11 protein-coding genes and 1 pseudogene are annotated in these 11,527 nt (G+C 63.9%); 7 read left to right on the plus strand and 5 right to left on the minus strand.

Annotated elements, in window-relative coordinates; translation table 11 throughout:
- The 3 genes from ACIPLC_RS03395 to ACIPLC_RS03405 form a co-directional block, all read left to right on the plus strand.
- Positions 1-1,089, plus strand: a 1,089-nt coding sequence (locus ACIPLC_RS03395) for an ISL3 family transposase (protein ID WP_400470647.1), incomplete at its 5' end; no start/stop codon positions are given.
- 515 nt (positions 1,090-1,604) lie between these two features.
- Positions 1,605-1,829 (plus strand): helix-turn-helix domain-containing protein, encoded by a 225-nt coding sequence (locus ACIPLC_RS03400; RefSeq protein WP_400470649.1) that lies wholly within the window; start codon positions 1,605-1,607, stop codon positions 1,827-1,829.
- A gap of 2 nt (positions 1,830-1,831) precedes the next feature.
- The gene (locus tag ACIPLC_RS03405) at positions 1,832-2,896 is read left to right on the plus strand and encodes a hypothetical protein (protein WP_400470651.1); all 1,065 of its coding nucleotides are present in this window, start codon (positions 1,832-1,834) and stop codon (positions 2,894-2,896) included.
- 40 nt (positions 2,897-2,936) lie between these two features.
- Here the strand turns inward: ACIPLC_RS03405 and ACIPLC_RS03410 are convergent, their stop codons facing one another.
- The 5 genes and pseudogenes from ACIPLC_RS03410 to ACIPLC_RS03430 all read right to left on the minus strand — a co-directional run.
- The gene (locus ACIPLC_RS03410; RefSeq protein ID WP_400470653.1) at positions 2,937-4,661 is read right to left on the minus strand and encodes an Eco57I restriction-modification methylase domain-containing protein; all 1,725 of its coding nucleotides are present in this window, start codon (positions 4,659-4,661) and stop codon (positions 2,937-2,939) included.
- 56 nt (positions 4,662-4,717) lie between these two features.
- On the minus strand, positions 4,718-4,963 hold the full coding sequence (locus tag ACIPLC_RS03415; protein WP_400470655.1) for a hypothetical protein: 246 nt from the start codon (positions 4,961-4,963) through the stop codon (positions 4,718-4,720).
- Positions 4,964-5,737: 774 nt separating this feature from the next.
- Positions 5,738-6,013, minus strand: coding sequence for a Uma2 family endonuclease (locus ACIPLC_RS03420; protein WP_400470657.1), 276 nt, complete (start codon positions 6,011-6,013; stop codon positions 5,738-5,740).
- Positions 6,014-6,043: 30 nt separating this feature from the next.
- Positions 6,044-6,286: a hypothetical protein gene (locus ACIPLC_RS03425; RefSeq protein WP_400470659.1), complete on the minus strand. Its 243-nt coding sequence runs from the start codon at positions 6,284-6,286 to the stop codon at positions 6,044-6,046.
- 185 nt (positions 6,287-6,471) lie between these two features.
- A pseudogene (locus ACIPLC_RS03430) lies at positions 6,472-6,630 on the minus strand (DUF255 domain-containing protein); the annotation flags it as partial.
- Between the two features lie 185 nt (positions 6,631-6,815).
- Between ACIPLC_RS03430 and ACIPLC_RS03435 the strand changes: the two are divergent.
- The 4 genes from ACIPLC_RS03435 to ACIPLC_RS03450 are packed head-to-tail and all read left to right on the plus strand — an operon-like array spanning position 6,816 to position 11,262.
- A complete protein-coding gene (locus ACIPLC_RS03435) occupies positions 6,816-7,559 on the plus strand; it encodes an NrtR DNA-binding winged helix domain-containing protein (protein WP_400470661.1) in 744 nt (247 codons plus the stop codon).
- Entirely contained in the window at positions 7,560-8,723 is a 1,164-nt protein-coding gene (locus tag ACIPLC_RS03440; RefSeq protein ID WP_400470663.1) for a purine phosphorylase, read from the plus strand.
- A complete protein-coding gene (locus ACIPLC_RS03445) occupies positions 8,720-10,702 on the plus strand; it encodes a hypothetical protein (RefSeq protein ID WP_400470665.1) in 1,983 nt (660 codons plus the stop codon). The genes ACIPLC_RS03440 and ACIPLC_RS03445 overlap by 4 nt, the downstream gene beginning before the upstream one ends.
- A 20-nt stretch (positions 10,703-10,722) precedes the next feature.
- On the plus strand, positions 10,723-11,262 hold the full coding sequence (locus tag ACIPLC_RS03450; protein WP_400470667.1) for a hypothetical protein: 540 nt from the start codon (positions 10,723-10,725) through the stop codon (positions 11,260-11,262).
- The last annotated feature ends 265 nt before the right edge of the window (positions 11,263-11,527 follow it).

Here is an 11,527-nt window from a genome sequence, read left to right on the forward strand (position 1 = left end):
GTCCTCGTGGACATGGACACCCACCGCCCGATCGACGTCCTGGCCGATCGCACCGCGAACACCTTCGCCACCTGGCTGCGCGACCACCCCGAAGTACGGACGATCTGCCGCGACCGCGCCGGATCCTTCCGCGACGGTGCCCGAACAGGCGCGCCGCAGGCCCAACAGGTCGCCGACGCCTGGCATTTGCTGCACAACCTCGCCGAGGCCGTCGAGCGCGTCGTCGGCCGCCACCGCGCCGACCTGCGCGAACCCCTCGCCCTCGGAGAAGAGCAGGATGACATGCCCCGTTCCGGAGCAGCCGGCTCGAACGAGCTGGACGTCCACGGCCGGCCGCGTCCCCTGGTCGCCCGCACGCGCGAGCGTCACCAGCAGATCCACGAACGCATCGAGCGCGGCTACAGCCTGCGTGCCATCGCCCGTGAACTTCACCTCAGCCGCGGCACCGTCCTGCGCTTCGCCCGAGCCGCCGATGTGGAGCAACTCCTCGTCGCGGCGACCCACCGCCCCAGCGTGATCGACGACTACCGGCGCTACTTGCACCACCGGTGGATGGAAGGCTGCACCAACGCCTCCGCACTCACCCGCGAGATCCGGCAACTGGGCTACCGCGGTGACGTCAACACCGTTCAGCGCCATCTGCGGCTCTACCGAACCGGAGCGATCCCGGTACAGGCCCCGCTGCCCCACCTGACCGTCCGCCGCGTCACCGACTGGATCATGCGCCGACCCGAGCGGCTCGACGACACCGAACGCAAGTGCCTCGACGAGCTGTGCGAACGCAACCCGGCTCTGGCCACGACCACCCAGTACGCCCGGCGTTTGGCCACCATGGTCCGCGAACGCCGCAGCGAGCACCTGGCCCTCGACGTCTGGCTCGCCGACGTCCGCCTCGACGGACAACCAGAACTCCGCACCCTGGCCGGCGGCATTCGACGCGACCACGCAGCCGTTCTCGCAGCCCTGAACACCACGCTCACCTCGGGAGCAGTCGAGGGCAACGTGACCAGGATCAAGCTCCTGAAGAGGCAGATGTACGGCCGGGCCAACTTCGACCTCCTACGCCGCCGCATCCTCCTATCACCATGACCAACCAGCCAAGACCCCTCAATCAGCGACAGAGCCCGGAAAGTGATCCAGAACCAGATTTCACCCGACGCCGAGACACGCAGGTGGAGTCCGGCGAGGTAGCTGCCGGGAGTCTTGTCATAGCGGGTGTCCATTGGCGACGCCGTCGACCAGCTCGACGGTGTAGACCTCTCTGGCATGATCAAGCATCGACATATCGGCAAGGGTCACACACCGTTCTCGAACCTTTACATGCACCCCCTGCCCTGTGCGCGTGCAGCTGCAACCGCTGAGGTGCTGATCGAGCCGACACTCCCACCGTGGCCGGAGTGCTCCCCAGGGCCAGTCCACCGGACACTGCTCGCCGAGCTGAACGCAGCTCGGCGGATCGACCGAACGCGCTCGCGTGTGCGAACCCTGAAACGCTTTACCAACTGGCTTGCGACGGGCTCAATATGCGCGTGAATCACCGTCGCACAGGCGGATGCTACTCATCGTCTGTCGACTCATAGGCGGCAGTGCTCCAAGATGCGCATGTGACACAAGATCAACATGAGACCCTCACCGCACTCGGCAAGCGGATTCGAGAGCAGCGCGTGAGCCTCGCCCTGTCACAAGAGCAAATGGCCGAGCGCGCAGGCGTGCATCGGACGTACTACAGCGCAATTGAGCGCGGTGAGCGAAACCTGACCATCCTGAGTCTCCTTCGTATCGCGCACGCCCAAAACGTTGATCTCAGCGAACTCTTGAGGGAATTGTGACCTTGGCCGAGGACACGGATCCAGTTGGCGACGAAATTGCCGCAGCAATCGCCCAGAGAGGAGCTGGGATTTACGAAGATCAGCATGAACCACCCTCGCCGTACTTCTACCCAAATTCCGTGCTGCAGCGGAGACTGACATCGGAGCTCTCAGGAGAGTCGCTTGCCGGGCTGCCCTTGAGGACTCGCTCGAAGCGAGCGAAAGAGCTGGTTTGCAAGGCCCTCGGGTTTGAGATTCCGAGGTCCTTTCGAAAGACCCAGCCGCGTTTTCCTGCTGCAAATCTGGACATCTACGTCCAAAAAGCAAATAATTTGCAAATCTGGAACGAAGAAATTGACCCGGACCGCCGCTATGCGCTGATTCGCCTCGACATTGAGGACAAGATCGTAGGTGTCCGAGTTATCTCCGGCCAGGAGCTGGCCCTTCTGGATACTACCGGTACCCTCACGTCCAAGTATCAGGCTAAATTGAGGCTCGCCAATGCGGGCTCGGTGCTCGTGAGCAGGAACGATACGGATAACTTCGCATCGCTGCTGCGGCCGATTGACGACCTTCCGGCCGAGCTCCGTTGGAACGTTTCCCCAGTGGATCCTCCGCTCGCTGGTCGAGTGCTCAAGATTGATGCTCTCTTCGAGCGCCTACGGCGGCTCGAAGGGTACGAATTTGAAGATCCTGGCATAGATCAGGAACGGCTGCGGGGGATTTTTCTGCAGCAGCGAGTCTGCCAAATTTTGGAGCTATCCGGTTATGCAGATGCCGGCCAGTTTCCAGATATCCTCTGCCAAGGGCTGGAAGTCAAGCTGCAATTGTCGCCAACTGTGGATCTCGGCCTTGTCTCACCAGATAGCACCAACCTTGCCCTAGGGCTCGGTACAAAAATTCGGCATTGCGACACAAGGTATGCAGTTGTATACGCCAAGAGGGGCGCTGGGTCAAAAATTCTCGTTGAACGGGTAGTTGTGGCTACCGGGCGAGACTTCTTCTCAGCGTTTCAGCGTTTTGAGGGCAATGTGCAGAACCGGAAGTTGCAGATTCATCTACCCTCGACCTTCTTTGTGGCCGTATAGCGCGCCACATGACAGGCTCCGCCCGGCGCGCAGTCGGGCTTTAGAACAGGATCGACTGCGCAATTCCCTCGCCAGGCAGCGACATCAAGGGCTGCGCCATTTCAGGCAGGAACGTGAAAGCCTCTTCGAGTGCGCTTTCAAGCTCTCCTATGGCAACTTCCCGCGCTTCTTTGACGATCTTCTTTTCAGAGAGTTCTCGCGCAATGCTAACTGCCCGCAGGGCGCCGGGGCTGCTCGGATCCGGGATTGGAAACCGTTCGACATACTGCGTGATCCAACGGCGTCGGCCAGAGTAGAGCTTGTTTCCGCAAACGGTGTCGTAGAAGCGCAAACCAATCTTGGAATTTGCGACCGCGAGCATCAGATAGGCGATATCCTCATTTGGCAAATCAGCAACGCTGATCCAGTAGCAGTCACCATTGACGATTGCTCCTGAATTGTCAATGGCAAATCTAGCGCCTTCGCTAATATCTGGAAAGACGATCTTCGGCGCACTCCATCGGGCGGGCCTTTGGGGAACCCAAATTTCGTACCACTGGCGCCCACCTTCAATCACGTACTTCCGGCCCTTCAGTCGAGCCTCATGCTGCAGAAAGTAAGCCATGGCACGCGGATACCCTGAGTTGTGCAGGAGCGTGCGCTTCTCCTTTTCCATGTCATAGGGGTAAAGGACTCGGGTGGAAGAAGCTTCGGACACGCACCATGATTGGACATTTTCATGGGTGAGAAGCTGGAAAAGAAGATGATCCTCGGGCCGAACTTCTTCCGGCAGTCCATCCCAGTCTTCTCTGATAAAGACTGAATCCGCAGTCGTCTTAATCCCAACTCGCGTTTTGGCCAGTTCGCCAAAAGTCTTCCAGGTCCCCTTCCGTAGCCATTCGAGCCATTTCTCGCTCTCCTTCGTCCGCAAGGACCACGGAGCTCCAGGGTCGCCAGCTACAAGCTCTCCGACCTCTACAAGATATGACTTCCCCTCCACGGTGATCGCTCGCGACTCCGTGCTCGCAAGTGCTTCGAAAAGCGACTCTACTTCCACGGAATCCTGGATCTCGGGGGACTCGTACACCCGAGTGAAGGGAGAGGCCTTTCGTTCCTTTTCTGCCAGATTTGATTCATTGACTGCGATCACGATGGCAGGCAAGACGGCGGCCTTGAAGAGTTTGGTATCACCGAGATCGTAGACCTCTCGGCAAGCAAAGCTCGCATCGAGTACTTGGCGCACATTGTCGCCTGCCTTAGTACTCAGGAACCTGTTGGAGCAGAGCAAAGCCAGAACGCCCTGGGGGGCCAAGAGTTCTTCCGACATCGCAACAAAAGCGTGAGTCAGATCAACTCTACCCCCCAAGCCGAAGCGCTGCGCCAGCTCATTGCTCAGCCCTGCCCCTAGGACCTGAGTGCGGACATATGGCGGATTGGTGATAATCAGATCGAATGATCCACAACCATGCACATCCTTGGCGATGGCCAGAAAATCACCCACGTGCACCCGGCCGCCGGTAACCCCGGTGATCCTTAGCTCGGTTACGGCCGCAGCTTCAGGATCCAGCTCGCATCCAACGAGCTCGCCGACTGCAAGGCCCCTTTGAGTGAGGGCTGAGTGGGCAGCGATGAGCAGTTCGCCATCCCCGCATGCGGGATCCAAGACGCGCAGCGGGCGCCCCTTGGGAAGGTAGTTCACTGCTCGCTCTGCAAGAAAGTCGGCCAGGGCGGTAGGTGTGAAGTGCTGGCCAGTTCGCTTGGCCTTGTCGAGCACACGCTTTGCCATGTCAGTCCCTCACACCTAGGTCGGTCAAGGAAAATTCTATCATGTAACGCCTAAGGTTAAATCGAGGAGTTTTGCTTTCCATGATATTTCGCACATAGGTGCCACTGAACTTGAAAGCGTGATGCCGGTCGACCGTCCATAATCAGGCCGGTGCCGGCCAAGCAGCCGTCGACCAGGTCCGGACGGTACTGGATCTGCTTGAGTCTGCGCTTGACGGCGCGGGTGATCTGGCCGAGGTTAGCTGCGGCGAGGTTGCCGATGTCGCGCTTGACCAGCGACCAGACGCCCTCCTGTGGGTTCAAGTCCGGGGGAACTCGGGAGTTGGAAGACGGTGAGCTGGTTCGCCTGGTCAGCGCTGAACTGTCTCATCGGTTCGACCAGCTGCATGGGCAGGTTGTCTCACACGAGCACGATCGGGCCGCCGAGCTCGATGTGCGCCCTGACCAGCAGGTCGCGTAGATCGCGCCAGCCGATGCCCTTCGCTTCGCTCTTGCGGCCCCGGTATTCGCGGATCGAGTAGAACGTCCGGGAGCGCTTCCCCCACTTGTATCAGGTCAGCCCGGCCATGGACACCTGGCCCAAGGCCCAGCAGCGCACCCAGACCACCGGCGTGCAAGCCTTGCGCCCCAGCTCCTCGAACGCGGCGGCGTCATCGACTGGCCTGCTTCGTCCTCGAAAACGACCCAGCCGCGCCGGCCATGAGGCCGGCATATTCACAAATCAGAAATCGGCCTGCACACTTCGCAGCAGCGCCACCCTTGACTTCCTCTACGAGGATTTTGACCCTCGGTGTCGCCGACTGACAAAACGGGAGCACTGTTCTGCCCCTTGGGCGCAAAACCCGGAAGCCCTGGCGGCTCAACTAGACGAGAAATAGCCACGGTCGGATTGCAATCCCTAACGGTTCCCGCGGCTCTGACCAACTCGTCGACCTTCTCGACTCCGACAACGAAGGCCGACAGGCTTCGTTGATCACGTGCCCCTCACTGGGGAGGTGCTCCAGGGCCACATCGGACGGTCAGCGCCCGGGATGCGGCTCGAACGCTTTCGGTCGCAGTGAGGGTATGGCACCCCGGTCAGCGGACGCCTGCGTCGGGCTGGGGCAGCTCGTCCGGGTCGAAGGTGTAGGTCCGCCCATCAGTCAGCTCGATGGGCAGTTTGCCTGAGCCGTACTTGTGCGTGTGCGCCACGATGTAGCCGGCACCGGTGGGCCAGATGTGGACAACGACCTCCGCGGCATACGGGTCCACCACCACGTAAACCGGGATGCCGTAGGGGCCATACTTCGCGGTGCAGTCGTCGTAGTCCTTGCGCGTGGAGGAGAGCGACACCACCTCAGCGATCAGCAGCACGTCCTCGAAGCCGTAGCGCTTGCCCTACCGCTACGCGTCCTCCCGCAGGATCGCCAGATCGGGGGCCGAGTTCTCGTCAGCCGGGAAGTCGATGTACACATCGGATGCGGTCTTCGCATGCCGCCCGAACGACAGGATCGTGTCGTACTGCATCGACTTGATGGTGCTGGAGTCCTCTTCGCTCCGCGGGGTCATGACCGCCTTCCCGCCGATACCGAAGAAGACCACGTACCCAGCGGGGAACTCGGTGTGCATGACCGCGGCGACGCTCATCAACAGCTCCTTCCTGCCGCCTCTCAGGGCATGGGGCCACGGTCCCGCACGGAGTCCACTACGAGAGTGCCGACCGGTGGTGTCAGACTCGTGGACAGCGGCAGCGGGGCCTCATCACACGTATCCATGCGACGACCCTCTGGTAAGAGTCCGGGTCAGGACTACCTGGTTGTGCTCAGTTACTGGCACCAGTGACAGGCGGCGTACCCCACGCCGAGCAGCACCGGCACCCTGTGCCGCTCGGCCTCCGCGAACGCCTCCGGCCCCCACTCCCACCAGTCCACAGGGCTGTCGGCGTGCTGCAACAGGTACGGGGAGGTGGCATCGGCCAGGCGGTTCACCATGTGGGCAGTATCGCAGCACCGGCTGCGGGAACCCCGAAACCGGAACGGACTGGTGGGGATCGGTGCCAGCCGGTCGACCCGTACGGCCCCGCCGCACGCGCCGCGGCTGCGGAGTCGAGCGGCACAGCAATCCCTATCGCCCCCCTTCTTGTGTAAGTGACAATAACTGAAGTACCTTGCAGGACATGCAAGATGACGTGTGGTCACCAACTCCTGTACTGCTGACGGTCGATCTTGTGATCCTGACGCTGCGGGAGAGCCGCCTGCACGTCCTTCTGGTGGAGCGGGGCGAAGATCCCTTCCGGGGCATGCCCGCCCTGCCCGGAGGATTCCTGAACCACGATGGCGAGGAGATTCTGGATGCCGCCCACCGCGAACTGAGCGAGGAGACGGCTCTGACCGTCGGCTGGGTGCACCTTGAACAGTTGGCCGTGTACGGGGACTCGGGCCGCGATCCGCGAGGCCGAGTCGTCTCCGTGGCCCACCTGGCGATCGCACCGGGGCTGCCAGACCCGGTCGCGGGAACGGATGCCACCGATGCCGCGTGGGTTTCCGCGGAAGCCGTCCTGTCCGGCGAGGTGGAACTCGCCTTCGATCACCGTCGAATCGCTACGGACGGGATCGAACACGCGCGCACAAAGCTCGAGTTCTCGGCGCTGGCCACGGCGTTCTGCAGGGAGGAATTCACCATCGCAGAGCTGCAACAGGTGTACGAGGCCGTCTGGGGCACCGAACTCGACACCCGCAATTTCTACCGGAAGGTCCAAGCCGCGAAGGGATTCATCGTCCCCGCCGGCGCGGACCGCAGGACCACGGGAGGACGGCCCGCACGGTTGTACCGGGCCGGTCCGAAAACCGTGCTGTTCCCGCCGCTGATCCGACCCGCGCTGTCCGCGACGGAAGAGAACACGAGAGGGGAAGAGGAATAGATGTCGAAAGGCCCGGTGGTGATTCTCACCGCCCTCAATCTCGAGTACCAGGCCGTGCGCCAGAGGCTGGCGAGTCCGCAGGTGCACCGCCATGAGCGTGGTACGCGGTTCGAGGTGGGAACCGTGCAGGGCACGTCGTGCCGTGTCGCACTCGGTCTGGCGAGCAAGGGGAACCATTCCGCCGCGGTGATCGCCGAACGCGCGATTCAGGAGTTCTCGCCGGTGGCCGTGCTGTTCGTCGGGGTCGCCGGCGCCCTGTGGGACGCCACCAGGCTGGGCGACGTGGTGATGGCGTCACACGTGTACGCCTACCACGGCGGGACCAGCGAGGACGACGGGCTCAAAGCCCGCCCCCGGGTGTGGGAAGCACCGCACGGCATCAGCCAGCTCGCCTCGCACCTGGCCCGCTTGAACGACTGGGCGGACCCCGCGCCCGGTCACGAGGACGCGCCGCAGGTGCGCTTCGGGGCGATCGCCGCCGGCGAGGTCGTCCAGAACTCGAGGATCTCGGCCGAGGCGAAGTGGATCCGACAGCACTACAACGACGCACTCGCCATCGAGATGGAGGCGGCCGGTGTGGCACAGGCCGGCCATCTCAACGGGGCACCGGTGGCCATCATCCGGGGGATCAGCGACCGGGCGGACGGCACGAAGAACAGCACTGAGGACCGCAACTGGCAGCCGCGGGCCGCAGCGAACGCGGCGGCGTTCGCTACCCGGCTGGCAATGGAACTGGTGGGGGAACAGGAGGAAACCGCCATGCCCCGGGACGACAGGGTCCGTTCGGCTGACCGGCTCGACCGACACGTCAGCAACACCGCCCACAACAGCACTGTCGGCATCATGGCCGGCTCGGTCACGGGCAGCAGCGTTCACATGAACGCGGCCCCGAAGGCATCCGGCCCGACCGGCCTGATCGCGGAACTGAACGGTTTCCGCGATCAGCTGGGGCGGCACCGCGCCGAGGGTTCCCTCGACGAGGACACCTACCGGGAGGCCCTCAGCGATCTGGACTCCGCCCTCCGATCGGCCGGGGGGAACACCCCCGAAACGTCGAAGCGGACGGTCATGACGCTCAGGAGGCTGCGCGGACTGGTCGCGGAATGCCCCGCGCTGATGGCCGCATTGGCTCCCATCGTCGCCGCAGCCGGTGACCTGGCGTGAACCACAGCAACGGTGCCGCGTACAGCTCGGCCGCCCACGACTCCACCGTCGGAATCCAGGCCCAGATCGTGCACGACTCCACCGTCTACATCACCCACCCTGACGCCTCACCGCAGGAGAAGTATCGGGTGGGCGTACAGCTCCTGCAGGACGGCGTCCCCAGCCGGGCCCGCAAAATGATCACCGATGCGATCGGCCACGGGTACGACGGCGCGGAGGTGCGTTTCCACTGGGTGCTCGCCATACTCAGCGCACGCACCCACCACGACCTCAGCACCGAAGAGGTCCGGGGGCTGCACTACACCTCCGGGCTCGTACGGACCTACGCCGAGGACGAGTGGAAGGAAGCCCTGCGCGTCACTTTCGACCTGCTGGCGGTACTCAGCACGGCCGGCAGCGAGACCGGACCCGTACTGAAGCAACTGCAGGACCTGCCGCCCTACCAGCACAACGCGATTCTCCGCCACCTCGACCTCATGCTCACCGGAGGACTGAAGGACGACCTGTGGGCGGAGACCCTCGAACGGGCCGAGGCGGAGCGTTTCGGCAACGAGCGGGCCCGACGGGTCTGGGCCTACTTCGCGCCCGTCCCCATCGGGGCGCGGGCCGTTCCGCCCCGCCCGAGCACCGCTGCCGCCGCCCAGGCGGCCCTCCCGGTCCGGGCGGCCCTGTTCGCCGTCAGCAGCGCGCTCCTCCTGGCCCTGGCACTGACCGCGGATCCGGCCCAGGCGGTCGTCGAGCTGCTGGTGGCGCTCGGCGCGGGTCTGACCGCAGCCCGTCTCGGCGTCCGGTGGTGGGGCCGGGAAACCCGACCGGGCCTCGCGGCCGGGGCCCGCATCCCGCACCCGCGCGATCCCGCACCCACCGAAGGCAGGTTCACCAACAGCGTCCGCCATTCGTTCGATCACTACTTCAGGATTCGCACCCCCTACGGGTTCACCCCGGAGGCCTGGCTCGCCCACACCGCCCAGGTCCGCGGCAGCCTCGCCGCCGAGATCGCGGACCTCTACCGGGAGAGCCGGATCGGCGTGGATCGGGTCAACTGGCTGATCCGGCACCTCGCCGAGGACACCCGGAACCACCACACCAACGGCACCCTGTTCGACCAGAGCCACCAGGAGCAGACCCCGGGCAGGACGAAGGCCCTGACCGTGACGGCCCTCGCCCTCCTCGGCGCCGCGGCTCTGGCCGCGTTCGGCACGGCGATCTCGGGTGCCGCCCAACCGCGGCCGCTGTGGGCGTTCCTGGCCGTGCTCGGTGCGGCCTGGTCCGGACACGCGACCGCTTCCCGGTGGCTGGAGGTCCGGCGCGAAGAGCACCGGCTGACCCGGGAGACTCAGGAGTACCAGAAACAGCTGACCGCACGACAGTTCGCCCACCAGCGCTGGCAGGCGCTCCTGGACATGACGCGCCCCAGCGAGCTGGAAATGGAGACCTGGCTCACCTGCGACAAGACATTGTTCGTCGATGAGGCGCTCCGGCACCACCGGCTCACCTGGCGCGACCTAATCACCCACACCATCCTGGTGGCCCCGGCTCCCTCCTACAAACGGGGCCGGGTCCGGGGCGGCCCCTGGCGGTACTCGCACTACGTCTTCCGCCTGTTCCTGTTCACCCAGGACGGCATCCGCGAGATCAGCTCCGAGTTCAACTTCTCCGACGCAACGCGCAAGAACGAGCAGCGGAGCAACTACCGCTTCGACGCACTGTCCTCCGTGCAGGTGACGGAGAACGTCGACGTCGGCTACGACCTGGAGCTCGTCCTCACCAACGGGCCAGCCAGGAAGATCCGCGTCAAGGACGCCGATGCCCATCAACTGGCACCGGACGAGAATTCTCAGGAAATCTCCGAGATCAACCTCAGCTCGGCCGGCTCCGCCCACACCTTCCGCCTCCTGGAGGGGATAGCGGCGGACGGGAAGGGCTGGATCGAACGGCACAGCCCCAACAACCTGACGCCCTTCCAGATCGCCGGCTGATCCTGAACTCGAGCATAGGAATGCCTGTGACCTCCACGGACGATGTCACCGAGAGCAAGATCCTGCTGGCCGAGTACGACTGCCTCAAGGAGGAACAGAAGACCCGCATAGGGTTCCGCGACAACCTGCTCTACTTCACGCTCGCTGCGGCCACTGCGGTCGTGGCGGTCACCGTCCAGAGCGGACAGTCCCGGCTGCTGCTCTCCGTCCCCGCGATCTGCCTGGTCCTGGGCTGGACCTATCTGGCCAACGACGAGAAGATCTCGACGATCGGCTGCTATGTCCGTGACCAACTGGGACCGCGTCTGAGGGAACTCGCCTCCGCCCACGGCGCGGTGTTCGCCTGGGAGGTCTACCACCGCAATGTTGCGGGCCGCACCATGCGCAAGCGGCTTCAGACCGCGGTGGACCTGTTCACGTACCTGGTCCTGCCAATGGTCTGCACGATCGCGTTCTGGTGCTCTCCCACCGTTCGGCCCCTGCTCGTGGTCACTTCTCTCGTGCAGACGCTCGCCCTGGCCGTACTGGGCTGGCAGTTCCTGCGCCGTGCGGAGCGGTAGCACCAGCCCCGCCGAACTCGGGCTGGGGTGGCCCTTCCACCCCGGCCTACTGGTCGGTGCAACCGGCGCTGCTACCGTCCCAGCCATCGCTCCTCGCATCGCCTGCGCCAACTCAGCCCTCTACACCGCTGACCAGTGCGTTTCCCGGGACCAGATAGGCTGGAGACCTGAACGGAGCCTGTTCACGGCCCGGCGTCGCTCGCTTCTGGTAACAGGAAGGTGAAACGGTTGCTCTACGTGCCGCGATGCGGTATGGAGATTGCCG

It is taken from the genome of Kitasatospora sp. NPDC086801, from assembly GCF_044745805.1.
In the GTDB taxonomy this organism is placed as follows: Bacteria; Actinomycetota; Actinomycetes; order Streptomycetales; family Streptomycetaceae; genus Kitasatospora.